At 72.1% G+C, this 24471-nt stretch carries 23 protein-coding genes; 11 read left to right on the top strand and 12 right to left on the bottom strand.

The genetic code is table 11. The annotated features are described in order from the left end of the window. Nucleotides 1-182 precede the first annotated feature (182 nt). Nucleotides 183-1112: an RNA polymerase sigma factor SigF gene (locus tag ABT127_RS02315; RefSeq protein WP_351443980.1), complete on the top strand. Its 930-nt coding sequence runs from the start codon at nt 183-185 to the stop codon at nt 1110-1112. Between the two features lie 101 nt (nt 1113-1213). On the opposite strand, the gene ABT127_RS02310 is transcribed toward ABT127_RS02315, so the two are convergent. Further along, nucleotides 1214-1879 (bottom strand): DUF4097 family beta strand repeat-containing protein, encoded by a 666-nt coding sequence (locus tag ABT127_RS02310; RefSeq protein WP_351443979.1) that lies wholly within the window; start codon nt 1877-1879, stop codon nt 1214-1216. 232 nt (nt 1880-2111) lie between these two features. On the opposite strand from ABT127_RS02310, the gene ABT127_RS02305 reads away from it, so the two are divergent. Continuing rightward, nucleotides 2112-3251 carry a lipid II:glycine glycyltransferase FemX gene (locus tag ABT127_RS02305; RefSeq protein ID WP_351443978.1) on the top strand — a complete coding sequence of 380 codons (1140 nt, stop codon included), beginning with the start codon at nt 2112-2114 and terminating at the stop codon, nt 3249-3251. Between the two features lie 15 nt (nt 3252-3266). Here ABT127_RS02305 and hutI read toward each other — a convergent pair whose 3' ends face one another. From hutI to ABT127_RS02290, 3 genes are all read right to left on the bottom strand, one after another. Then, on the bottom strand, nt 3267-4439 hold the full coding sequence (hutI, locus tag ABT127_RS02300) for an imidazolonepropionase (protein ID WP_351443977.1): 1173 nt from the start codon (nt 4437-4439) through the stop codon (nt 3267-3269). 151 nt (nt 4440-4590) lie between these two features. Continuing rightward, on the bottom strand, nt 4591-5934 hold the full coding sequence (locus ABT127_RS02295; RefSeq protein WP_502971610.1) for a formimidoylglutamate deiminase: 1344 nt from the start codon (nt 5932-5934) through the stop codon (nt 4591-4593). Next, nucleotides 5931-7133: an allantoate amidohydrolase gene (locus ABT127_RS02290; protein ID WP_351444057.1), complete on the bottom strand. Its 1203-nt coding sequence runs from the start codon at nt 7131-7133 to the stop codon at nt 5931-5933. Before ABT127_RS02290 ends, ABT127_RS02295 begins: the two co-directional genes overlap by 4 nt. A 185-nt stretch (nt 7134-7318) precedes the next feature. Between ABT127_RS02290 and ABT127_RS02285 the strand changes: the two genes are divergently transcribed. The 5 genes from ABT127_RS02285 to ABT127_RS02265 all read left to right on the top strand — a co-directional run bounded on the left by ABT127_RS02285 (nt 7319) and on the right by ABT127_RS02265 (nt 11081). Then, nucleotides 7319-8692 carry a type III PLP-dependent enzyme domain-containing protein gene (locus ABT127_RS02285; protein ID WP_351443976.1) on the top strand — a complete coding sequence of 458 codons (1374 nt, stop codon included), beginning with the start codon at nt 7319-7321 and terminating at the stop codon, nt 8690-8692. Between the two features lie 178 nt (nt 8693-8870). Further along, nucleotides 8871-9284 (top strand): hypothetical protein, encoded by a 414-nt coding sequence (locus tag ABT127_RS02280; RefSeq protein ID WP_351443975.1) that lies wholly within the window; start codon nt 8871-8873, stop codon nt 9282-9284. After that, a complete protein-coding gene (locus ABT127_RS02275) occupies nt 9281-10054 on the top strand; it encodes a transcriptional regulator (RefSeq protein ID WP_351443974.1) in 774 nt (257 codons plus the stop codon). The genes ABT127_RS02280 and ABT127_RS02275 overlap by 4 nt, the downstream gene beginning before the upstream one ends. Nucleotides 10055-10119: 65 nt before the next feature. After that, a complete protein-coding gene (locus ABT127_RS02270; protein ID WP_351443973.1) occupies nt 10120-10656 on the top strand; it encodes a roadblock/LC7 domain-containing protein in 537 nt (178 codons plus the stop codon). Between the two features lie 50 nt (nt 10657-10706). After that, complete coding sequence (locus ABT127_RS02265) at nt 10707-11081, top strand: roadblock/LC7 domain-containing protein (RefSeq protein WP_351443972.1); 375 nt, start codon at nt 10707-10709, stop codon at nt 11079-11081. Between the two features lie 74 nt (nt 11082-11155). On the opposite strand, the gene ABT127_RS02260 is transcribed toward ABT127_RS02265, so the two are convergent. Further along, the gene (locus ABT127_RS02260; RefSeq protein WP_351443971.1) at nt 11156-12001 is read right to left on the bottom strand and encodes a helix-turn-helix transcriptional regulator; all 846 of its coding nucleotides are present in this window, start codon (nt 11999-12001) and stop codon (nt 11156-11158) included. Between the two features lie 102 nt (nt 12002-12103). On the opposite strand from ABT127_RS02260, the gene ABT127_RS02255 reads away from it, so the two are divergent. Beyond that, nucleotides 12104-12898 carry an SDR family oxidoreductase gene (locus ABT127_RS02255; RefSeq protein ID WP_351443970.1) on the top strand — a complete coding sequence of 265 codons (795 nt, stop codon included), beginning with the start codon at nt 12104-12106 and terminating at the stop codon, nt 12896-12898. Between the two features lie 12 nt (nt 12899-12910). Here ABT127_RS02255 and ABT127_RS02250 read toward each other — a convergent pair whose 3' ends face one another. From ABT127_RS02250 to ABT127_RS02225, 6 genes are read right to left on the bottom strand one after another with little or no spacing between them, the layout of a single operon-like run. After that, nucleotides 12911-13354 (bottom strand): hypothetical protein, encoded by a 444-nt coding sequence (locus ABT127_RS02250; protein ID WP_351443969.1) that lies wholly within the window; start codon nt 13352-13354, stop codon nt 12911-12913. 56 nt (nt 13355-13410) lie between these two features. Then, complete coding sequence (locus tag ABT127_RS02245) at nt 13411-14829, bottom strand: purine-cytosine permease family protein (RefSeq protein ID WP_351443968.1); 1419 nt, start codon at nt 14827-14829, stop codon at nt 13411-13413. Between the two features lie 12 nt (nt 14830-14841). Beyond that, nucleotides 14842-15813: an ABC transporter substrate-binding protein gene (locus ABT127_RS02240; RefSeq protein WP_351443967.1), complete on the bottom strand. Its 972-nt coding sequence runs from the start codon at nt 15811-15813 to the stop codon at nt 14842-14844. Nucleotides 15814-15824: 11 nt separating this feature from the next. Next, nucleotides 15825-16505: an ABC transporter permease gene (locus ABT127_RS02235; protein ID WP_351443966.1), complete on the bottom strand. Its 681-nt coding sequence runs from the start codon at nt 16503-16505 to the stop codon at nt 15825-15827. 5 nt (nt 16506-16510) lie between these two features. After that, entirely contained in the window at nt 16511-17155 is a 645-nt protein-coding gene (locus ABT127_RS02230; protein WP_351443965.1) for an ABC transporter permease, read from the bottom strand. Next, nucleotides 17152-18282, bottom strand: a complete 1131-nt coding sequence (locus ABT127_RS02225; RefSeq protein WP_351443964.1) for an ABC transporter ATP-binding protein — start codon at nt 18280-18282, stop codon at nt 17152-17154. The genes ABT127_RS02230 and ABT127_RS02225 overlap by 4 nt, the downstream gene beginning before the upstream one ends. 171 nt (nt 18283-18453) lie before the next feature. Here ABT127_RS02225 and ABT127_RS02220 point away from each other — a divergent pair, with 171 nt between their 5' ends. The 3 genes from ABT127_RS02220 to ABT127_RS02210 all read left to right on the top strand — a co-directional run bounded on the left by ABT127_RS02220 (nt 18454) and on the right by ABT127_RS02210 (nt 23002). After that, on the top strand, nt 18454-19932 hold the full coding sequence (locus ABT127_RS02220) for an aromatic amino acid ammonia-lyase (RefSeq protein WP_351443963.1): 1479 nt from the start codon (nt 18454-18456) through the stop codon (nt 19930-19932). 156 nt (nt 19933-20088) lie between these two features. Beyond that, the gene (locus ABT127_RS02215) at nt 20089-20958 is read left to right on the top strand and encodes a MurR/RpiR family transcriptional regulator (protein ID WP_351443962.1); all 870 of its coding nucleotides are present in this window, start codon (nt 20089-20091) and stop codon (nt 20956-20958) included. Nucleotides 20959-21397: 439 nt separating this feature from the next. Next, a complete protein-coding gene (locus ABT127_RS02210) occupies nt 21398-23002 on the top strand; it encodes a recombinase family protein (protein WP_351443960.1) in 1605 nt (534 codons plus the stop codon). A gap of 58 nt (nt 23003-23060) precedes the next feature. On the opposite strand, the gene ABT127_RS02205 is transcribed toward ABT127_RS02210, so the two are convergent. Next, the gene (locus tag ABT127_RS02205) at nt 23061-24446 is read right to left on the bottom strand and encodes a cystathionine beta-synthase (RefSeq protein WP_351443959.1); all 1386 of its coding nucleotides are present in this window, start codon (nt 24444-24446) and stop codon (nt 23061-23063) included. Nucleotides 24447-24471 lie beyond the last annotated feature (25 nt).

Raw genomic sequence — 24471 nt, 5'->3', positions numbered from 1 at the left:
CGGTACCCGAACAACCCCTAAGAAACGGACATTTCACCATCAAGCGCACTTGCGGCTCGATGTGGAAAACGGGTAGGCCTAGTAAGGACACCAATCGACACGGCCGGCTTTGGAGGCGCCGCACACCGCACAGTGCACGTATTGGCATCGGCAGCCATATGCCGAGAACGATGGAGGACATCATGTCACCCCGGCTCGACGCATCGCGTACTGACCAGGCGTCGTCGACTCTCCCCCCGGAACCCCGCGCCGACGCCGACGCCACCGCTTCGGACGCTTCCGGCACCGCGACGGACTCCCTGGAAGGGCTCGACGGCCTGCCGGAGATCCCCCCGTACGACGAAGTCGCCCCTCTCGACGCCCGAGCGCTCTCCAAGACGCTCTTCGAGCGTCTCGAGTCCCTCGAAGAGGGCACCCACGACTTTTCCTATGTCCGCAACACCCTGGTCGAGCTCAACCTCGCCCTGGTGAAGTTCGCGGCCTCCCGGTTCCGCTCCCGCAGCGAGCCGATGGAGGACATCATCCAGGTCGGCACCATCGGCCTGATCAAGGCGATCGACCGCTTCGAGCTGAGCCGAGGCGTCGAGTTCCCCACCTTCGCGATGCCAACCATCGTGGGTGAGATCAAGCGCTTCTTCCGCGACACCTCCTGGTCGGTGCGGGTACCGCGGCGCCTTCAGGAACTCCGTCTCGACCTCGCCAAGGCGGGCGACGAGCTCGCCCAGCAGCTCGACCGCGCGCCCACGGTGAGCGAGCTCGCCGAGCGTCTGGGCCTGTCGAACGAAGAGGTCGTCGAGGGCATGGCGGCGTCCAACGCCTACACCGCCAGCTCGCTCGACGCGCAGCCCGAGGAGGACGACTCCGAGGGCGCCCTCGCGGACCGCATCGGGTACGAGGACCACGGTCTGGAGGGCATCGAGTACGTCGAGTCCCTCAAGCCGCTGATCGCCGAACTCCCGGCGCGCGACCGCAAGATCCTGTCCTTGCGCTTCGTGGCGAACATGACCCAGTCGGAGATCGGCGAAGAGCTGGGAATCTCGCAGATGCACGTGTCGCGACTGCTGTCGCGCACCTTGGTACGCCTGCGCAAGGGGCTGACGGTGGAGGAGTGAGCCCGCCCTCCGGCCCCTTACTACGGTTCCTCGTGCGCACGGGTCCGTCTCCCTGATCCCCGGGAGACGGACCCGTTTCGCGTGCGGTCGGCGGTGGTGCCTCAGAGGCTGCGGGCGGTGATGTCGCCGTAGGACGTGGTCGCCGAGACGGTCAGGGCGGGGGTGCCGTCGTTCTTGAGGGTGTTGCCGACCCGGCCGTAGGCGGTGTTCGCGTCCAGGGCCGCCGAGGTGCCGGCGGCCGCGGCGACGGTGATGTCGCCCTTCTGCGTGGTCAGCGCGAGCGTGCCGCCGACGGCCTCGGAGACGGTCAGGTCGCCGCGCCGGGTGGCGAGTTCGCCGCCGTTCACGAGGCGGCCGACCGTGACGGCGCCGTCCTGGAGGCCGATCCGGGCGCTCGCGGCCTCGGCGAGCACGACCGGGCCCTGCGCGCTCTCGACGACGACGTCGCCGAGCGGGCCGGACCCGCGCAGCTCGCCGGCGGCGGCGGTGACCTCGACGCCGGACCCGGCGGGCAGTTCCACGGTGATCTCGACGGAGCCGGACGGGCCGAAGGCCTGGTTCTTCGCCTCGGGGGCCGTGATGCGCAGGACCCCGTCGGCGTAGACCGCGGTGATCTCCTCGGCCGCCGTCACGTCGCGGCCCCTGGTGGCGTTCGCGGGCCGGACGTCGACGGTGGTGTCGGCGCGGTCCGACGCGACGATCTCGATGCGGGCGGCGGGGACGGCGAGGACGGCGGCGATCGGGGCGGGGGTGGTGAAGGTCTGCATGATGCTCTCCTTGGAAGTTCAATTTCCGATGAGTGAAACGCTACGTTGCGTTCATGGATTACTCAACGCCTTTGTTGCTACTGATCGATGAACTCCCAGCTCACGCAACACATTTCGTTGCAACTGAGCTTGCGGTTAATGCAATGCAGCTATCACATTCATTGCAATGAATGACAGTGAACGCTCCGGAGGGCTTAGGCTGGCCGCCGCAGAACAGGAGCCGTCACCTGCCATGACCAGCCCGCCCGCGCTCTCCGTGCGCGCCGTCTCCCGAGCGGAGCATCTGGCCCACCGCACCCTGTATCCCGGGGTGAGCCACCTCCAGATCCCCGAGTGGGGCGCCGTGAAGCCCGACTGGGAGGCGGAGAGCGTCGGATGGTTCGAGGGGCCGAGCAGGGTGGCGGCGGCGCTGGTGCTGTACCGGGCACTGCCCGGGACCCGGCGCACGCTCGCCTATCTGCCCGACGGACCGTCCATCGACTGGAGCGACCCGCGGCTCGGCCGGTGGCTGGAGCCGCTGGTCGCGCACGTGACGCGGCGCGGGGCGTTCTCGCTGCGCATCGGCCCGCCGCTCGTCGTCCGGCAGTGGGAGCCGGCCACCGTCGCGGAGGGCATCGCCGACGGCGGCGTACGGCATCTGCACGGCATGGCGGCCGACCACATCGACGGCACCGCCCTGGAGGTCGGGGAGCGGCTGCGGCGGCTCGGGTGGCGGCCGTGCGCCGACGGCGACGACGCCGGGTTCGGCGTGGGGCAGCCGCGGTACGGGTGCCGGGTGCCGCTCGCCGAGCGGTCGGCGCAGTCGGTGCTCTCCGGGCTCGCGCCGCACTGGCAGGAGGCGCTGGACGCGTCCGACGCGGCCGGGGTCCGGGTGACCTGGGGCTCCGTCGCCGACCTGCCCGCCTTCCACCGGCTGTACGTCGAGACCGCCGCCCGGGACGGGTTCAAGGCCCGGCCCGCCGCGTACTTCGACCGGATGTGGCAGGCGCTGAACACGGACGACGGCGACCGGCTGCGGCTCTATCTCGCCGAGCGCGACGGCGAGCCGCTGTCCGCCGCGCTGATGATCTCCGTCGGGCAGCGCTTCTGGCACTCGTACGCCGCGTCCGGCTCCCGCGGGCGTGAAGTGCACTCCGACCACGCCCTGTTGTGGCGGATGCTGGGCGTGGCGCGGGCGGCGGGCGCGGACAGCTACGACCTGCGGGCCGTCAGTCCGCTCCTCACCGAGGACAACCGGCTGCTCGGCCGTCTCCGCTTCAAGACCGGGGCCGGCGGGCGGGCCGTGGAGTACCTGGGCGAGTGGGAGCTGCCCGTCGGGCCCCAGGGGCGGGTGCTGCAGCGGGCGTTGGGGTTCTACCTCGGGCACCGCTGAGCCCGCCGCGGCGGGTCAGGCCACGCGGACCCCGGCCCGCCAGACCTGCGACACCAGCGGCACGCCCGGCCGGTACGCCAGGTGTACGTGGCTGGGGGCGTCCAGGAACGCCAGGTCCGCCCGCGCCCCGGGCGCCAGGTGGCCGACGTCCGTGCGGCGCAGCGCCTTCGCGCCGCCCGCCGTCGCCGACCAGAGCGCCTCGTCGGGGGTCATGCCCATGTCCCGTACCGCGAGGGCGATGCAGAACGGCACCGAGGACGTGAAGGACGAGCCCGGGTTGCAGTCCGTGGACAGGGCCACCGTGGCGCCCGCGTCGAGGAGGCGGCGGGCGTCCGGCCACTCGGCGCGCGTGGAGAACTCGGCGCCGGGCAGCAGCGTCGCCACCGTGTCGCTGTTCGCGAGGGCGTCGACGTCGGCGTCCGTGAGGTGGGTGCAGTGGTCGGCGCTCGCCGCGTCCAGCTCGACGGCCAGCTGCACGCCGGGGCCGTAGGAGAGCTGGTTGGCGTGGATGCGCGGGAGCAGGCCCTTGGCCTTCCCGGCCGTGAGGATCGCGCGCGCCTGGTCGCCGTCGAAGGCGCCCTTCTCGCAGAAGACGTCGATCCAGCGGGCGTGCGGGGCGCAGGCGTCCAGCATCTCGCCGGTGACCAGGGCGACGTAGGCCGCCGGGTCGTCGGCGTGGTCGGGGGACACGATGTGGGCGCCGAGGTAGGTGACCTCGTCGGTGTGGGCCTTCGCGATGCGCAGGGCGCGCTCTTCGTCGGCCGTGGTGAGGCCGTAGCCGGACTTCGTCTCGAAGGTGGTCGTGCCCTGGCGGAGCGCTTCCGCGAGGTAGTGGGTGAGGTTCGCCTCGAGGTCGGCGTCGGTGGCGGCGCGGGTGGCGGCGACCGTCGTGCGGATGCCTCCGGCACGGTAACTCTGGCCGGACATGCGGGCGTTGAACTCTTCGGTGCGGTCGCCGGCGAAGACCAGGTGGGAGTGGGAGTCGACGAAGCCGGGGATCACGGCCCTGCCTTCGGCGTCCTGGGTGGTGTCGGTGGGCGGGACCTCGGCCGTCGGGCCCGCCCAGGCGATCTTGTCGTCCTCGATGACGAGCGCGGCGTCCTTGATCTGGCCGAGGGGGCCGGCGCCGAGGTCGGGGTTGTTGGTGACCAGGGTGCCGATGTTGGTGATGGCCGTGGTGTTCGTCATGGGTCCTCTCCGGGGGGGTGGGACGGTTGTTTCGAGAGTGCGGCCCGGTGGGAGCTGGTCGCGCAGTTCCCCGCGCCCCTGAGATGCCTGCGGCATCCAGGGGAGGCCGCGCGTCAGCGCATGCCTCAGGGGCGCACCCGGCGACGAAGCCCTACCTCAGCGCCGCAATCGCTTCCGTCAGGGCCGAAGCCACGTCGCCGACCGACAGATGCTCGCCGTCGCGGACCACGACCCGACCACCCGCGATCACGTCGGAGACGTCGGCGCCGCCCGCCGAGAACACGGCCGTCTCGGCGCCGAGCCGCGGCAGCGCGCCCGCGGTGCGGACCGAGTCGAGAGTGACGGTGACCAGGTCGGCGAGGGCGCCGGGCTCGATGGCGCCGGCGTCGGGCCAGCCCAGCGCCGCGTGCCCGTCGGCGGAGGCGGCCCGCAGCAGCGCGGCCGCGGTCCAGTGCCCCCGGGTACGGGACCGCAGCCGCTCGTTCAGCTCCATCGCGCGCGCCTCCTCGAAGAGGTCGATCACCGCGTGGCTGTCCGAGCCGAGCGAGAGCGGCGAACCCGCCTGCTGGAGCTGGACGGCGGGGCCGATGCCGTCGGCCAGGTCGCGTTCGGTGGTCGGGCACATGCAGGTGCCGGTGGACGAGCCGCCGATCAGCTTGATGTCGGCCTCGGTGAGGTGGGTGTTGTGGACTCCGGTGGTGCGCTCGCCCAGCACCCCGTGATCGGCGAGGAGCCGGGTCGGGGTGCAGCCGTGGGCGGCCTGGCACGCGTCGTTCTCCGCGGTCTGCTCGGAGAGGTGGACGTGCAGCGGGGCGCCCCGGTCGGCGGCCCACTCGGCGACCGTCGCCAGCTGGTCCGCCGGAACCGCCCGCACGGAGTGCACGGCCGCGCCGATGCGGGCGTGCGGCCGGTCGGTCAGCAGGGAGGCGCGCTCGGCCCAGCCGTGCGTGGTGCCGTCCGAGAAGCGGAGCTGATGCCGGTCGGGCTCCTTGCCGAAACCGGCGGAGACGTACGCGGTGTCGAGGAGCGTGATGCGGATCCCGGCGTCGGCCGCGGCCGCGATCAGCGCCTCGCCCATCGCGTTCGGATCGGCGTAGGGGGTGCCGCCGGGCGCGTGGTGCACGTAGTGGAACTCGCCGACGGCCGTGATGCCGGTCAGCGCCATCTCCGCGTACACCGCGCGGGCCAGGGCGTAGTAGGTGTCGGGTGTGAGGCGGTCCGCGACCCCGTACATCACCTCGCGCCAGGTCCAGAACGTGCCCGAGCCGACCTGCACCGTCGCGCGCAGCGCCCGGTGGAAGGCGTGGCTGTGGGCGTTGGCGAGGCCGGGCAGGGTCAGGCCGCGCAGGACCGTCGCGCCGGGCGGCGGGGCGGTGACGTCCGTGCGGACCGCCGTGATGCGGCCGGTGCCGTCCGCCACCGTCACGTCGACGGCCACGTTCGGCTCGACGTGCGTGCCCAGCCAGGCGTGCTCCAACCAGTACGTCGTCGTCACTTGCAGGCCAGCCCTTCCAGTACGTCGGCCAGTGCGCGCACCCCGGCGAGGCAGTCGTCCTCGGCGGCGGACTCGGCCGGGGAGTGCGAGACGCCCGTCGGGTTGCGCACGAACAGCATGGCGGTGGGGATCGACGAGGCGAGGATTCCGGCGTCGTGTCCCGCTCCGGTGCCGAGGACAGGCACGTCAAGGCCCGCTTCCAGACCGAGGATGCGGGACAGCTCGCCGCGCAGCGCGTGGTCGAACTCGACGACCGGGGTGAACGACTCGCGGGTGAGCGTGACGTCGATGCCGTGCGCGTCGGCGTACTCCCGGGCCGCCTTCTCGATCGCGGTGACGGTCCGGTCGAGGGCGTCCTGTCCGGCGGCGCGGGAGTCGAGCCAGCCGCGGACGAGGGAGGGGATGGCGTTGACGCCGTTCGGCTCGACGGAGATCTTGCCGAAGGTGGCGACCGCGTCCGCCAGGCGGGCCTCGCGGCGGGCGGCGAGCACCGTCTCCGCGTAGGGCAGCATCGGGTCGCGGCGGTCGACGAGGCGGGTGGTGCCCGCATGGTTGGCCTCGCCCGCGAAGTCGAAGCGCCAGCGGCCGTGCGGCCAGATGGAGCTGGCGATGCCGACCGCGTCGCCGGACAGGTCCAGGGCGCGGCCCTGCTCCACGTGGAGTTCGATGAACGCGTCGATCCGGGCGAGGCGTTCGGGGTCCGGGCCGATCGCGTCGGGGTCGTACCCGGCCCGCTCCATCGCCTGCGGGAGCGTGACGCCGTCGGCGTCGGTGAGCCGGTGTGCCGCCTCGCGGGTGAGGTGGCCGCCGGTGAGGCGGGAGCCGACGCAGGCCAGGCCGAAGCGGGCGCCCTCCTCGTCGCCGAAGTTGGTGATGGCGAACGGCTTGGTGAACTCCGCTCCCCTGCGGCGGAGTTCGTCCAGGGCGGCGAAGGAGGAGACCACACCGAGGGGACCGTCGAAGGCGCCGCCGTCGGGGACCGAGTCCAGGTGCGAGCCGGTGACGACGGCGCCGCCGGCCTCCGGGTCGCCCTGCCAGGCCCACTGGTTGCCGTTGCGGTCCAGCTCGTAGGTCAGGCCGCGGGACCGCGCCTGCTCCTCGAACCAGGCGCGGCAGTCGGCGTCGGCGCCCGTCCAGGCGTGCCGGCGGTAGCCGCGGGTGTCCTTGTCCCGGCCGACGGGGAGGAGGTCCCGCCACATCTCCAGGAAGCCCGAACCACCGTCCCGCGCCCCCGACGGGGCTTGAGTGCTCACTGACTGTCGTCCTCTCGCATCGGGCGCTCCCCGGTCCGCGTACCCGGTGAATTCTCTATTCACATCCTGGCCACCTGAATAGATCTAGTCAACACCTCACCCGGGCGGCGCTCCGGTGGTTGCCTGGACCCATGGCATCCACGGACGCGTCCACCGTTCCCCTGCCCGGACTCCCCGACCGTCGCGCGCGCGATCGCGACCGGGCCGTGCGCGCGGCCGTCGAGCAGGGCCTCGTCGGGCCCGGCGCCCCCGTGGCGGGGCTGCTCGACGTGACCGGCATCCGCGCCTCCGCGGCCGCGCTGCACGCCGCCTTCGAGGCCGTCGCCGCGCCCGGCACCGAGATCCTGCACGCCTTCGCGGTGAAGGCCGCCCCGCTCGTGCCGGTGCTGCGGCTGCTGCACCGCGCCGGTCTCGGCGCCGAGGTGGCGAGCCCGGGCGAGCTGGCCCTGGCCCGCGCCGCCGGGGTGCCGCCCGCCCGCACCGTGCTCGACTCCCCCGCCAAGACCGGCGCCGAACTGCGCGAGGCGCTCGCCCTCGGCATCGCCGTGAACGCCGACAACCCGCAGGAGCTGGCCCGCCTCGACACCCTCGTCTCCTCCGCGCCCACCCGCTCCCCGCTCGGCCTGCGGGTGAACCCGCAGACCGGGGCCGGCTCCATCGGCGCCACCTCCACCGCGACCGCCACCTCCAAGTTCGGGGTGGCGCTGCGCGACGAGGGGGCCCGCCCGTGGGTCGTTCAGGCGTACCTGGACCGGCCGTGGCTGACCCGCCTGCACACGCACTCCGGATCACAGGGAGTCCCTCTGGAGCTGCTGGCCGAGGGGGTGCGCGCGGCGTACGAACTCGCCGAGGAGATCAACGGGCGGGCGGGCCGCCGCCAGATCGACACCCTCGACATCGGCGGCGGCCTCCCGGTGAACTTCGGCTCCGACGAGGACGTCCCGGACCACGCCGGGTACGCGCGGCTGCTCGCCGAGCGGGTGCCGGGGCTCTTCGACGGGCGCTACGGCCTGGTGACCGAGTTCGGGCGCTCCCTGCTCGCCAAGCACGGCACGACGCTCGCGCGGGTGGAGTACGCCAAGGAGAGCGGCGGGCGCCCGATCGCCGTGACCCACGCCGGGGTCCAGGTGGCCACCCGGACCGTGTACCTGCCCGAGGCGTGGCCGCTGCGGATCGCCGCGTACGACGCACAGGGCCGGCCGTCGCACGAACCCGAGGTCGCGCAGGACGTCGCCGGGCCCGCCTGCTTCGCGGGCGACCTGCTCGCCGCGGACCGCACCCTGCCGCTGCTCGCGGCGGGCGACCACGTGGCCGCGCTGGACACCGGCGCCTACGGCTTCGCGCACCACTACGCGTACAACTCGCTGGCCCGGCCCGGGATCTACGGGTTCACCGCGGACCCGGGCGGCGCTGTCCGGTTCGCGACCGTACGGGAGCCGCAGACGGCCGCGGAGATCGTCGCGGAGTCCGGCGGTGCCCTGCGCTCCGCGCTGCTCGATCTCTGAGTCGCGGGCGCGGGCGGAACACCGCTTCGTTCAGGGCGGGTTGGCGGATTCTAGACCGTCTTCGAATGTTCCACCGGAAATTGCCAGAACGCTCACCAGGTCGCCGTACCGTGCGTAGCGTCTTCGTCACACACGCATCAGCGGTACAAGAACGCGGCGAAGGTGGGGGGTTTCTGGCGTGCCCGGAATCGACGAGTGCCTGCTCGAGGCCATGCGGCTGCCGGGGGCGCGTGGCGCCTCCGTCGTCGACTGGACCAGCGGGCTCGCGCTGGGCACCATCGGGGACTCGCCCAACGGCGACCACGAGGCCACCGCCACCGAAGCGGCGGAGCTGGCCCGGCTCGCCGCCGAGCACCGGGCCTTCGCCCCCGCCGACGGCAACGACTGGACCCAGGCCACGGCCGGCGACAAGTCCCCGCCGGTCGAGGACGTCATCGTCACCAGCCGTGACGGCTACCACCTGCTGCGCTTCGTACCGACCACCTTCGACAGCAGCGTCTTCCTGCACCTGTGGCTCGATCGCGACGAGGGCAATCTCGCCCTGTCCCGCATACGCCTGGCCGACCTCGCCGACCGCCTGGTCCTGGGATGACCACCGCTCCCGCGCCGGCCGGCGTCTCCCCGATGCTCAGCAGACTCGCCGCCGAACAGGCGACCGGAGCCCTGATACGGGAGCACGGCACCCTCTACCTCGCCGACGGCCGGATCGTGCACGCGGAGTCCCCGGCGACACCCGGGATGGACGTCCTGCTCACCGCGGGCGGTGCCGTGCACGCCGACGGCTGGTGGGAGGCGGTCGACCGGGCCGGGGCCCGGAGCGGCGTCGGCCGGTATCTCGTCGAGCACGGCGGGCTGAGCGACGGCGCGCTCGAACTCTGCCATCTGGGCGCCCTGTTCGACGCCGCGTACTTCACCCTCGCCCCGAGCAGCGGCCCGACCCGGTTCCGCTACGGGGTCTCGCACTGGTTCGGCGTGGTGCGCCCGGTGCCGGTGGCCTCCGTCGAGCGGGAGACGCTGCGCCGCCGCGATCTGCTCCAGCGGATCTGGCCCGAGCCGGACACCGACACCGCGCCGCTCACCCGGGCCGGCGCCCAGGACATCCGGGTGCCGCCGCGCCGGCGCCGCGTCCTCGATCTGGTGGACGGCGAGCGCACCGCCTCCCAGATCGCCCTCACCCTGGGCCGGCCCGCCTTCCACACGCTGGTGGACCTGCGCCGGCTCGCCGCGGGCGGTCTGGTCACCACCGCGCCCCCGGCACCGGCCGCCGTCACCGCCCCGCCCGAGTGGCTGGCGAAGGCCGCCGTCGACGACCCCGACGTGGCCCTGCTGCGCCGTCTTCGCAACGCCCTGGAGGCCCTGTGATCCGCCTCCGCCGCAGCACCAGGGGCCCCGCAGCATCCTCCGACCTCTCCGAAGGGAGACCGCCGATGGCGGACGAGGCCGAAGTCCTCGGCGAACTACAGCGGTTGAGAGTCCGGGTGCCCCAGGTCACCGGGGCGCTCGCGGCCAGCGTCGACGGGCTGGTCCTCGCCCAGGACACCTCCGGCGTCGAGCCGGAGGGCGTCGCCGCACTGACCGCCGCCGCCCTCGGGGTCGCCCAGCGGCTCGCCGACGCCACCGGGCAGGGCGCCTTCCGCGAACTGCTGGTGCGCGGCACGGACGGCTACGTCGCGACGTACGCCGCCGGGGACACCGCCGTCCTCACCCTGCTCGCCGAGAACCGGGTCAACGTCGGACGGCTCCACCTGGAGGGCCGCAGAGCCGGCACCCGGGTCGGTGAACTCGTCGCCGAGGCCGCCGAGCTGCCCGAACCCGTGATGCGGACCAAGGGCAGGTCCCGGGCCCGCACCGCCGCGAACGAAGCGGCGCCGACCACCGACAGCGGACTCCCGGTCCGCACCGCCAAACCGTCCGACCTCGCCAAGCACGCCGAACCCAAGCTGCAGCCGCGAACCGCCCGTTGACGCCCACAGAACGCGACACAGAGAAGCCGTACACGAAAGGAACCACCATCATGACCAACGCCGAGACCGCTCTCAAGGACGCGATCGCCTCCATCGAGGGCGCCAGCGCCGCCGCCCTGGTCGACTACACCAGCGGCATGGCCCTCGGGACGATCGGCGGCTCCAAGTCGTTCGACCTGGAGGTGGCGGCGGCCGGGAACACCGACGTCGTCCGCGCCAAGCTCCGCACCATGGAACACCTCGGCATCAAGGACGAGATCGAGGACATCCTGATCACCCTCAATACCCAGTACCACCTGATCCGCCTGATCAAAGGCCGCGGGGGCAACGGGCTCTTCCTCTATCTGGTGCTCGACTCCTCGCGCGCCAATCTGGCGATGGCACGCCACCAGCTCAAGAAGATCGAGGCCGAACTGGAGGTCTGAGCCCGTGCGGTCCGGACCGCAGGACAGACCCTGACGGCGCCGCGCCCCACCGGGCGCGGCGTCTCCCGCTGCCGTCAGGAGACGGGCGCCGCGGCCGCGGCGGCGAGCGTCCTCAGCCGGTCCGCCGTCACGGACCCCGGCTCCGGGGTGTAGACGACGAGCGCCTGGTCGGGCTCGCCGGAGACGGTCAACGTCTCGTAGGGCATGACCAGTTCACCCACGACGGGGTGCGCCATCAGCTTCGCGCCGGTCGTCTTCCGCTTCACCTGGTGGTCGGCCCACAGGCGCCGGAAGTCGGCGCTGGCCAGGGACAGTTCGCCCACCAGGCGGGCCAGGTGCGGGTCCCCCGGGTGCAGGCCCGCGTCGAGGCGCAGGTGCGCGACGGTCTCCGCGGCGACGGCGGCCCACTGCGGGTACAGCTCCCGCGCGGCCGGTTCGAGGAACACCTGCCGGGGCATGTTGCGCTCCTTCGGCGCCATCGCCGAGAACCCGAGCAGGGCGTCGCCCAGCGCGTTCCAGGCGAGGACGTCCATGCGGCGGCCGAGCACGAAGGCGGGCGCCCGGTCGATCGTGTCCAGGAGCAGCCGCAGTCCGGGCCGCACCGGCTGCTCGGTCTCCCGCCGGCGGCGGGCCTGCGCGGGCCGCGCCACCGACCGCAGGTACGCCTGCTCGGTCGCGTCCAGCCGCAGCACCCGTGCGACGGCGTCCAGGACGGCGTCGGAGACGGACGGGCCGCGCCCCTGTTCGAGCCGGATGTAGTAGTCGACGCTGACCCCCGCGAGCTGCGCCACCTCCTCGCGCCGCAGCCCCGGCACCCGCCGCCGCCCGTACTCCGGCAGCCCGATCTCGTCGGGCCGGATGCGGGCGCGCCGCGATCGCAGGAAGTCCCCTATGCCGCCCAGTTCCCCGTCCGCTCCCATGCCCCGATCCTAGGGCGGGCCCGTGCCGCCGTCCTGGTACTGGCAGACCCAGGAACAGCTCTGCGCTGGGTGGGCCGCCCGCCGTCCCGCAGAGTCCTCACCATGACGACGACACAGAACAGCCTGAGCATCCACAGCCCGTACGCCTCCCTCTCCGGCCGCACCGCCCTGATCACCGGCGCCGCCAGCGGGATGGGCGAGGCGACCGCCCGGCTGCTGGCCGGGCACGGGGTGCGGGTCGCGCTGCTGGCCCGCCGCGAGGACCGGCTCGCGGAGCTTGCGGCACGGATCCGGAAGGAGGGCGGCAGCGCCCTGGCCGTGCCCGCGGACCTCACCGACCAGGCGTCCGTGGACACGGTGGCCGCCCGGGTGCACGCCGCGTACGGGCCGGTGGACCTCGTGGTGAACGCGGCGGGCGTGATGCTGCCCAATCCGATCGCCGACGGCCGCGCCGACGAGTGGCAGCGCATGCTCGACACGAACGTCACCGGCGCGCTGCGGGTGATCCGCGCCTTCGTCCCCGACCTGCTCGCGGCGGCCGGGGCGGGCGGCACCGCGGACCTGGTGAACATCTCCTCGATCGGCGCGCACGTCCCGTTCCCGAACTACGCGGTGTACGGGGCGACCAAGGCCGCGCTGACCTATCTCTCGCAGTCGCTGCGCACCGAACTCGGCCCGCACGACGTCCGCGTCACCAACCTCGAACCGGGTCTGACCGACACCGAGCTGGCCTCCCACGTCGACAACGCGGACCTCTCGGCCCAGCTGGACGGCATGTTCGACGCGCTGGCCGGGCTGACCGCCGACGACATCGCCGACCTCATCGCGTACACGACGAGCCGGCCCCGCCGGGTCAATCTGCGCCAGGTGATCGCGCTGCCCACGCGCCAGGCGTGAGCGGCCGGCCCGCTATCCCTCCCACTCGCTGTCGGCGCGCTCCCGCGACCGCCGCCCGAGGCGCGGCCGGTCGTGCCGGACCCCGGCGTGCACCGCGTTCACCGCGACGATGCCGACCCAGGCGATCAGCAGCCCGGGCCGGCCGGCGTTGACCACGGCGATCGCGGACAGCGGGATCGCGAGGACGAGGGAGACGACGGCGAAGCCGAAGCGCTCGCCCCAGCTGTCGACGTGGGGGCGGCCCTGGCGGGTGTCGCGGGCCGCCGTCAGCTGCTGCTCGGCGAGCTGCCGCCGCACCCGGCGGTCGACCACGGAGTCGAGCCGCTGGTCGACCTTGTCGAGGAACGAGTCGACGAGCGCCGGCTCGTACTCGGCACCGAGCTCTCTGCGCGCCTGGAGCGTCGCGTCGAGCTCCTTCTTGAGTTCGGCATCGCGTGTGTGTTCGCGGGCTTCCATACCCTCGTACGGTACGGATCCGAAGGCGCCGGGACAGTGGGGCTAACCCCCCGAAATCAGCGGCCCGCGCCGGCCGGCTCGCTCTCGCGGGGCAGGCCGAGGATCGTCTCGTCGGGCACGTGCGAGGTGTCGCGGCGGGCGAGCAGCCAGTACAGGACGGCCGGGACGGCGAGTCCCACGATCCAGGAGACGTCGGCGCCGCCGAGCGGCTCGACGAACGGGCCGGTGTAGAACGACGTGGCCAGGAAGGGGAGCTGGGCGAGGACGCCGACGGCGTACACGGCCAGCGCGTCCCACCGCCAGGCGCCGTAGCGGCCGCGCGGGTCGGCGAGGGCCGGGATGTCGTAGCGCTCGCGCGAGACCAGGTAGTAGTCGACGAGGTTGATCGCGGACCAGGGCGTGAAGAACGTCAGCAGGAACAGCAGGAAGTCCTTGAAGGAGTCCAGGAAGCTGTCCTTGCCGAGCAGGGCGACGGCCGTGCCCGCGACCATGATGACCGCGATGTACGCGGCCCGGCCGCGCGGGCCGAGGGTGCGCTGGCCGCGGAAGCCGCTGATGCCGGTCACCATCGACATGAAGCCGCCGTACGTGTTGAGCACGTTGATGGTGAGCTTGCCGAGCGCGATCACGAAGTAGAGCACGGAGGCGACGAGTCCGGTGCCGCCGAGCGAGACGACGTAGCCGACCTGGTTGTCGATGAAGGCGTCACCGGCGCTCGCGGCGACCAGCACGCCGAACGTCATCGACCACTGCGAGCCGAGCGCCGAGCCGGACAGCGTCCACCAGAACGTCGCCTTGGCGCTCGTCGTGCGCGGCAGGTAGCGCGAGTAGTCGGCGACGTACGGGCCGAACGCGAGCTGCCAGGACGCCGAGAGGGAGACGGCGAGCAGGAACATCGGGAAGGAGAAGTGCGCGTCGCCGAGGAGCGCGCCGAGGTCGACGCGGTCCAGGAGCCGGATGCCGAGGTAGACGAAGGCGAGCGCGCAGATCACGCTGGCGACCCGGCCGAGGACGTGGATGACGCGGTAGCCGACGGCCGCCATGACGGCCGTGATCAGCGCGAAGACGATGATGCCGGTGACATCGCCGGTGTGCGTCAGCTCGGCGGTCGCCTGTCCGGCGAGCACGCTGCCGCTGGCGAAGAAGCCGACGTACATCAGGATCACGAGGAGCAGCGGTACGACGGCGCCCTTGACCCCGAACTGCGCCCGGGACTGGATCATCTGGGGCAGTCCGAGCCTGGGGCCCTGCGCGGAGTGCAGGGCCATGACGGCGCCGCCGAGCAGATTGCCCACGACGAGCCCGATCAGCGACCAGACGACGTCACCGCCGAAGACGACCGCGAGGGCGCCCGTGACGACGGCCGTGATCTGGAGGTTGGCGCCGAGCCAGAGCGTGAACTGGCTGAAGGGGTGCCCGTGCCGTTCGCTGTCGGGGACGACGTCGATGGAGTGCTGCTCCACTACCGCTGCCATTCGATGGCCTCCTTACTTCTTCTGCGACTTCTTCGGCGACGTCTTCTGCGTCAGGCCGTGCCGGCGCGCGTAGTCGTTCGCCACGTCCTCGGGGTCCTTCTTGTCCTTGTCGACGAGCCGGTTCAGCTCGGTCAGGTCCTCGGTGGTCAGGACGTTGCCGAGGCGGGCCAGGGCCTTGCGGACGGTCGAGTCGGCCTTGCGGTCGGCGATCAGCGGGACGATGTGCTGGCCGGGGACGAGGTTCTTGGGGTCGGTGAGGACGACCCAGTGGTTGGCGGCGATGTCGGTGTCGGTGGTGAACAGGTTCGCCACGTCGACGTCGCCCTTCTTCAGGGCGCCCTTGACCAGCGGTCCGGAGGAGTCGAGGGACTTGAACTCCTTGAACTCGACGCCGTAGACGTCCTTTAGGCCGACGGCGCCGACCTGCCGCTTCTTGACCTCCGGCGCCGCGCCGATGACGAGCTTCCCGTTGTGCTTCGCGAGGTCGGCGAGCGACTTCAGGTGGTACTTCGCGGCGGTCTCCCGGGTGACGACGAAGGCGTCGGAGTCCTCGGCCATCCCGTACGGCAGGATCTGCAGGCCGTTCGGGAGGACCATGGCGAGCGCGTTCTGCATCTCGCCCTCCTCGGTGGCCTTCGACTTCGTGTCGAGGTAGTGCAGGAGGGCGCCCTGGTACTCGGGGAGCAGGTCGATGTCGCCACCCTTGAGGGCGGGGATGAGGATCTCGCGGGTGCCGAGGTTGGGCCGCACGGTGGTCTTCACCCCGGCGGCGTCGAGCGCGGCAGCGTAGAGGTAGCCGAGGACCTGGTTCTCGGTGAAGTTGGCGGTGCCGATGGTGACGCCGCCCTTGCTGGACCCGGAGCCCGAGCCCGCGCTGCCCTGTCCGTCCAGGGAGGTGATGCCACTGGAGCAGGCGGCGAGTGCGGGCACGGAGGCCGCGGCGGCGAGCCCGCCGAGCAGCGTGCGTCGGTTGAGTGTGCTCATCTGGCGTGCTCCTAGGCGGACTTGGGGGTGACGGCGGGGCGGTGGCGGAACAGCAGGCGCTGGAGTCCGGACAGGGCGAGGTCGAGGACGACGGCGACGACCGCGACGAGTACGGCGCCGCCGAGCACCTGGACGAGGTCGCGCTGGGCGAGCCCGTCGAAGACGTAGCGGCCGAGCCCGCCGAAGGAGACGTACGCGGCGATGGTGGCGGTCGCCACCACCTGGATCAGCGCGAGCCGGAGCCCGGTCATGATCAGCGGCAGCGCGAGCGGCAGCTCGACCTGGAACAGCACCTGGTGGGCGCGCATGCCCTGGCCGCGCGCGGCGTCCCGGACCTCCGGGTCGACGGCGGTCATGCCCGCGTACGTGTTGGTCACGATGGACGGCACGGCGAGCGCGACGAGCGCGATGTAGACGGGCCACATGGACAGCCCGCTGGCCAGGAAGACGAGCACGACGAGTCCGACGGTCGGCAGCGCGCGCCCGAAGGACGACAGGTTGATCGCGACGAACGCGCCGCGTCCGGTGTGCCCGATGAGGAGCCCGACGGGCAGGGCGATCGCGGCGGCGACGAGGGTGGCGATCAGCGAGTACTGGAGGTGCTCGACGAGCCGGTGGCCGATGCCGTCGGGGCCGGTCCACTGCTCGCCGCTGACGAGCCAGGACCCGAGGTTCTTGAACAGTTCGTACATGGCGGTCAGCCCTTCCGGGTCCGGGTCCAGGGCGTGAGCAGCCGCTGCACGGCGACCAGGAGCGCGTCGGCGACGAGCGCGAGCAGCAGCGTGAGGACGACGCCGACGATGACCGGGGTCGGGAAGTTGCGCTGGAACCCGTCGGTGAAGAGCTGGCCGAGGCCGCCGTCGCCGATGTACGTCGCCACGGAGACGAGCGAGATCGACATGACGGTGGCGATGCGGACGCCCGCCATGATCACGGGCAGTGCGAGCGGCAGCTCGACCGTGAACAGGGTGCGCATCGGCCGCGTGCCCATGGCCTTCGCGGCCTCCTTGGTCTTCTGCGGCACGGAGTCCAGGCCCTCGACGGTGTTCCGCAGCAGCACGACGAGGGTGTAGATCGTCAGGCCGATGACGGTGGTGGTGCGGGTCAGTCCGGAGACCGGGAGCAGCAGCACGAACACGGCGATCGACGGAATCGTGAACAGCACGTTCGACAGCCCGAGCAGGAAGCCGCGCAGGGGGCGGACCCGGTGGGCGACGACGGCGAGCGGCAGCGAGATCAGCAGGCCGAACAGGACGGCGCTGAGGGCCGCTTGGAGGTGCGAGAGGGTGAGGCTGGTGAGGTCCGAGCCGTGCTCGGATATCCAGGTCCAGTCGATGGTCATGCGCTACCGGCCTCCTTGGAGGCAGGCTCGGCCTCATCAAGCCCCTCCGGCGATTGAGGAGCGGGGTCCGGGGCGGCGCCCCGGGACGGCGCGCCCGTCAGGGCCTGCGCATGCGCGACCCCGGCCCGCCCGTGGATGTCGTCCCGCGACGACACCCCGGTCACCACCCCATCGGCATCCACCCGGACCACCAGCCCGGCCGGCGAGGCAACGGCCTCGTTCAGCGCCGAGAGCAGCGAGTCCGAGTCGCGCAACGCCCGTACGGGCGCCTCGGCACCGTCGCCCCGCTCGCGCCAGGCCACCGGCTTGCGGCCCGCGTCGAGCACCAGCTCCCAGGAACCGCCCTCCGGAGCGGGCCCCTGCGGCACGCCGCTCAGATCGGTCAGCGACAGCAGCTTCAGCCCCCGCTCGGCACCGAGGAAGTCCGCGACGAACTCATCGGCAGGCCGCGCCAGAAGCTCCGCAGGAGCAGCGCACTGCACCAGATGCCCGCCCTCGCGGAACACGGCTATCCGGTCGCCGAGCCGCACGGCCTCGTCGATGTCGTGGGTGACGAACACGATGGTCTTGCTCAGCTCCTTCTGGAGCCTGAGCAGTTCGTCCTGGAGCTGGGTGCGCACGACGGGGTCGACGGCACCGAACGGCTCGTCCATGAGCAGCACCGGCGGGTCGGCGGCGAGCGCGCGGGCCACGCCGACGCGCTGCTGCTGGCCGCCGGAGAGCTGGTGCGGGTAGCGCTTGCCCATCTCGGGGGCGAGCCCGACCCGCTCCAGGAGTTCGGCGGCGACCGTCCGCGACTTCTTGCGGCCCCAGCCGAGCAGCAGCGGCACGGTGGCGACGTTGTCGAGGACGGTCCGATGCGGGAAGAGGCCGGCCTGCTGGATGACGTACCCGATGGAGCGCCGCAGCTCGGCGGCGTCCTGGTCGAGGACGTCGCGCCCGCCCACCCGGATCGTCCCGGAGCTGGGTTCGACCATGCGGTTGATCATCCGGAGGCTGGTCGTCTTGCCGCACCCGGAGGAGCCGACGAAGACGGTGACGCCTCCCTCCGGCATGTCGAGGGAGAGGTCGTGCACCGCGGTCGTGCCGTTCGGGAACCTCTTGTGGACCGCTTCGAACTGAATCATGGAGCGCCTCTGGAGTCCTCTTGCCCGTCCTGCATATCGTCATGCAGAGTTCTTGGTGCATGAATAAGTTGTCAATGGCCTGGTGTAAATCGCTGGTAAATCACCCCCGGATCGCCCCAGATCGACCGAACTGTGAGACACGCACGACCATTTGAGAGGGAAAAGACCGTTATGCCCCCGAAGTCCTCTCCTGTCGCCCGCACGGTCGTCGTCCTCGACGGCCACGGCCTGCCCGTCGCCGACGTGGTCCGCCTCGCGCGCTCCGAGGCCCGCCCGGTGCCCGGCACCGACGCGATGAAACGGGTCGAGGAGTCCTGGAACGCGGCCCGGGAGATCGCCGCGTGGGGCCGGGTCTACGGCCGCTCGACCGGCGTCGGCGCCAACCGCAGCGAGGACGTGCCCACCGAGGCCGCCGCCGACCACGGCCTGCGGCTGCTGCGCAGCCACGCGGGCGCGATCGGCGACGAGCTGCCCGAGCGCGAGGTCCGGGCGATGCTCGCGGTCCGCGCGAACCAGCTGCTCGCGGGCGGCGCCGGACTGCGCCCCACCGTCGTCACGGCGCTGTGCGAGGCCCTGACGAACGGCGCACACCCGTCGGTCAACGAGCACGGCTCGGTCGGCACCGGCGACATCGCCCCGCTCGCCCAGATGGGCCTGGCCCTCGCGGGCGAGCACCCCTGGCGCGGCAAGGGCACCCCGCCCGAACCCCAGCCCCTCGACAACAACGACGCCCTGGCGCTGATCTCCTCCAACGCCCTCACCCTCGGCCAGGCGGCGCTCGCCCTGCACGAACTGCGCGACCTGCTGACCGCGACCCAGCTGGTGGCGGCGATGAGCCTGATGGCGGTCGACGGCTCCTACGAGGCGTACGCGCTGCCGGTGCACGAGGCCCGCCACCACAAGGGCAGTTACGGCGTCGCGGAGAGCATGCGCGCGATCCTGGGCGCCGACGAGCGTCCCACCCCGCCGCTCGGCCGCATCCAGGACCCGTACGGCTTCCGCTGCGTGCCGCAGATCCACGGCCCGGCGCACGACGCGGCCGACGCGCTCGAGGACGTCCTCCTGGTCGAGATCAACGCGGCGGCGGAGAACCCGCTCATCTCCCCCGAGGACATGGCGGCGTACCACCACGGCGGCTTCTACATGGCCCAACTCGCTCTCGCCCTGGACCACTTCAGGCTGGCGATGACCCAGGTGGCCCGCCTGTCCACCTCCCGCCTCTCCACCCTGAACGAGCCGAACTTCACCCGCCTGCGCCCCTTCCTCGCGGACGGCGAGGCGGCGGCGTCCGGCGTGATGATCCTGGAGTACGCGGCCGGCGGCGCCCTCGCCGACCTGCGCGCCTTCGCCGCCCCCGCCTCGCTCGGCCACGCCGTGCTCTCCCGCGGCGTCGAGGAACAGGCCAGCTTCGCCTCCCTGGCGGCCCGCCAGACCCTGCGCCTGTGCGCGGCCTACCGCCAGGTGGTCGGCTGCGAACTCGTCGCGACGGTACGGGCATTGCGCCTGCGCGACCTCCGCCTCGACCCGACGCTACCGGTGGGCCGCGCCTTCGCCCTCGCGGACGCGGAACTGAACCCGGAGATGGCGGACCGGCCCTTGACGCTGGATGTGGAGAGGGCCGCTGAGTTGCTCGGGCGGTTCGAGGTCTAGGGGCCGCACGTCGGCTGCGGCTCTCGTCGTGGCTGGTCGCGCAGCCCCCACCGGCCGTCAGCCGACATCACACCCTGGCGCACTCCCACCCCCTTGAATAAGCTCATGCACAACGCAATCCCCGTGAATGGAGTGGCGGGGAACGGACGGGGAGCCATGAGCGAGCAGACCGAACAGACGACCGGCACCGGTACCGGCGGCAGCCCCGCCGCGCGGCTCCAGCACCTCTTCGAGGGGCACCGGCTCACTCCCACCCAGCGGCGCATCGCGCACTGCATGGTGCGGCGCGCGGCCGACGTGCCGTTCCTGTCCTCCGTCGAACTCGCCGAACTCGCGGGCGTCAGCCAGCCCTCCGTGACCCGCTTCGCCGTCGCGCTCGGCTTCGACGGGTACCCGGCGCTGCGCAAGCACCTGCGCGAGGTGACCCCGGCCGCCCCGGCCGCGGCCGTCAGGATCAACGAGTACCAGCAGGCGGTGGAGGCCGAGATCGCCAACCTCCGCCACCTCGCCGACCTGCTCGCCGACCCCGCCCCGGTGGAACGGGCGGGACGGCTCCTCGCCGCCTCCCGCCCGCTGCCCGTCCTCGGACTGCGGGCGGCGGCCTCGCAGGCGTACGGGTTCTCGTACTTCGCGGCCAAGGTCCACCCGGACGTCCGGCTGCTCGACGAGGGCGGCACGATGCTCGCCGACCGGATCGACGCGGCCGTCCGGGCGGGCGCCACGGCGCTGCTCTGCTTCGCGCTCCCCCGCCACCCCCGCGAGGTCGTCGACGCGCTCGCGTACGCGCAGTCGGCGGGCCTCAGCGTGGTCACCGTCGCCGACTCGGCGTTCGCCCCGGTCGCCCGGCACAGCGACCTGCTGCTGCCGGCCGCGGTCGGCACCGGACTCGCCTTCGACACGGCGTGCGCGCCGATGCTGCTCGGGCGGGTCCTGCTGGAGGCGATGTGCGACGGGCTCCCGCAGGCGCAGGCCCGGCTGGAGGAGTTCGACGTACGGGCGCAGGAGCGGGGGTTGTTCGTCGAGTAGCCCTGGGCCCAGGGGTGCGGGGAACGGCGCGAGAGGCGCGGAAAAGAGTTGCGCGGGGACCGCCGCACCCCCGTGTGACGGGGGGCGGGACGACGGCGGTCCCCGCGAGGGACGCGCACAGCCCGGTCAGGGCCGGGCTGCCACGTCCTGGGCGTCCTTGGAGGTCCGGGAGCCGCTCCGGAGGTCCTGACGCCGCTACGGTGCCGGCTGGGGCGGGGAGCCGCTCCCGCCCCTTCCGACATCCACTAATCTGCCGGACGCGTGTTAAGCGGGTGCTGCGGGCACGTGACGCGCTCGTACCAGTTCGGCGAAGCCCGGCGCCTTCACCTCATCGCCCATGGCCACTCGATCGCGTGAATCAGTCGGCCATCCATCTACACGCATAGCGTCACTGCGGCCAGAGTCGGCTCCGTCCGACATCGGCCCCGAGGAGACCGCTGTGCCCGGCTGGTCACGAAGCTTCCTGAATCCGTCGCTCGTCACGGCCCTGGAAGAAGGGCTCACCTTCGATCAGTGGCTCGACGGCAGAACCCCCGGCATCGACTACGCGCGGATCACGGCCGACCAGAGCACGCGATCCGCAGTCCTCGCCCGCGGCAGGAAACCGGGAACCGGTGTCCGCCATCAGCACGAGGACAACTGCGAGACGGCCGAAAGGTTCGGCATCGCCCTCGTCAAGTTCCATGAGGACAACGGAGTCGGCGCCACGCACCCGGATGTCCCCCGCCCCTCGTTCGACGAGACCATCCACGCCTTGCATTGCCGAAGGACGCCCGAAGGCTTCCCCGTCAGCGCGCTCATCGCCACCGAACAGGAGCGGGTCTGGCGCCTCCCCGCGGACTTCGACCGGCTGCGCCGTGCGGTGTCGGTCACCGACGACGGACTGTTCATCGAGGGCCGCGCGATCTTCGACCTCGGCTCGGTGGACCGCCCGAAGAACGTCGATGCGGGAATCGACGAAGTACGACGGACCAGCGAACGCATCGGGCGACACGTCCGCCGGCGGGCCCTGGACGGAGGGCCACCCGGCGGGCGCCGTCGCTTCGGCTGGCTGCCGCCCGACCCACGGTCCGGCCGGAAGATGAACATGCGCAAGGACCCCGACGAGTGGCCGGTCCTGCTCGAAATGATCGAGGCAGCCCTGCGAGGACAGGGCTGGAACGCCATCGCTCGCGACCTGAACAGCCGTGGAGTGGTCACGGCATCCGGAAACCGGTGGAGCGGAGCGACGGTACGCCAGGCGCTCACGAACCCGGTGATGTGCGGATTCCGTTCGCTGCACGGCCAGTTGGTCACAGACCCGGCGACAGGCCTCCCGGTGCGCGGAACCTGGGACATCCCCGCCACACCGGACGAGTGGCGCGCCCTCGTGGAGACGTCCCGGCAGAACGGCGCACGCCGCGGCACTCGGCTCACCAACGGCAGCCCTCCGCACGGCTCACCACCCGCTCCGCTGCGCAAATACCTCTTCAGCGGATTTCTGCGCTGCGGCGCGACCAGGAATGGGGCTCCCTGCCACTCGAGAATGGGCGGCTGCACGCGACCGACGGCCCGGGATCCGCGCAACGCGGTGTACGTCTGCTCCGCGATGGACTGCGGCGGTACCGCGCGCAGCGCCGCCGCCGTGGACGCCCATCTCCGCGACGTCGTGACCGCTCTCCTCGCCGAACACGCCGCACACCACCGCGCCGCCGCACCCGTCGAATGGGCGGGGGAAGCCCTGCTCGGGCAGTTGAGGCAGGAGCGCGGCGCGCTCGTCCGGTGCGAAGCGACACCGGCGTCCTCCGCCGCGGTCGACGACCTGTCGGCACGGATCTTCAGCCTCGAAGCGGCACGCACCGATCATCTGGCGGCACTCGAACACCCGCACCACGTCCGGGAACCCGCCCGGTGGCACACCCTGTGCCTCGGGGAACAACGCGCGGCGATCGCCGAGGTGTTGGAGGCGGTGATCGTCAGGCCCCTGCCTCCGGGCGTCTCCCGCCGTGCCGCGTTCGACCCGGGTCTGCTCCAGGTGATCCCGAAGCAACGGCCGGGCGATTAGCCACGGGCCGCGGTGTGGTTCCTCGCCGGCTCAGCAGGGCGAGGAACCACACGGTGGCTCACTTGGCTTCGCGCGCCATGTACGTGAGGAGGTCCTGACGGCTGACCACGCCGGTGGGCTTTCCTTCGACCAGCACGATCGCCGCGTCCGCGGAACCGAGCACGTTCATCAGATCCGCGACGGGCTCGCCGGAGCCGACCTGCGGGAGCGGCGCCGACATGTGCTTCTCCAGCCGGTCGCCCAACGACGCGCGCTGAGCGAAGAGCGCGTCGAGCAGTTCCCGCTCCACGACGGAGCCCACGACCTCGGCGGCCATCACGTCCGGATGCCCGGCCCCGCGCTTCACCACCGGCATCTGTGACACACCGTACTCACGCAGTACCTCGATGGCCTCTCCGACCGTCTCCTCCGGGTGCATGTGGACAAGCCCGGGGATGGATCCCTCCTTGTGGTTCAGCACGTCCAGAGCCCGGCCGGCCTCGGCCGGTTCGTCAAGGAACCCGTAGGACGACAGCCACTCGTCGTTGAAGATCTTGCTGAGGTAGCCGCGGCCGCTGTCCGGCAGCAGTACCACCACGATGTCGTCGGGACCGAGCCGCTCCGCGACCCGCAGCGCGGCCACGACCGCCATCCCGCAGGAACCGCCGACCAGCAGGCCCTCCTCCTTGGCGAGGCGGCGCGTCATCTGGAAGGAGTCCTTGTCGGACACCGGCACGATCTCGTCGGCGACGTCACGGTCGTACGCCGTCGGCCAGAAGTCCTCGCCGACGCCCTCGACCAGGTACGGCCGCCCGGAGCCACCGGAGTAGACCGAGCCCTCGGGGTCCGCGCCGACGACCCGGACCCGGCCCTCGCTGGCGTCCTTCAGATAGCGGCCCGTCCCGGAGATGGTGCCGCCGGTGCCGACGCCCGCCACGAAATGGGTGATCCTGCCGTCCGTCTGCTCCCACAGCTCGGGGCCGGTCGAGTGGTAGTGGGAGAGCGGGTTGTTCGGGTTCGAGTACTGGTCGGGCTTCCACGCGCCCGGCGTCTCGCGTACGAGGCGGTCGGAGACGTTGTAGTACGAGTCCGGGTGCTCGGGGTCCACCGCCGTGGGGCAGACCACCACCTCGGCGCCGTACGCGCGGAGCACGTTGATCTTGTCGGTGCTCACCTTGTCGGGGCACACGAAGATGCACTTGTACCCCTTCTGCTGGGCCACGATGGCCAGTCCGACACCGGTGTTTCCGCTGGTCGGTTCGACGATCGTGCCGCCCGGCTTCAGCTCCCCGCTCTGCTCGGCCGCCTCGATCATGCGCAGCGCGATGCGGTCCTTCACGGAACCGCCGGGGTTGAAGTACTCGACCTTGGCCAGAACGGTCGCCTGGAGGCCTTCGGTCACCTTGTTGAGCCTCAGCAGCGGGGTGTTGCCGACGAGGCTGATCATCGAGTCGTGGATCTGCACGTTCTACTCCGGGTCTGCCGGTGGA

It is taken from the genome of Streptomyces sp. NPDC001904, from assembly GCF_040297005.1.
GTDB lineage: Bacteria > Actinomycetota > Actinomycetes > Streptomycetales > Streptomycetaceae > Streptomyces.
Note: the sequence above shows the minus strand (reverse complement) of the source record. Positions and strands in the feature narration are given on the sequence as shown.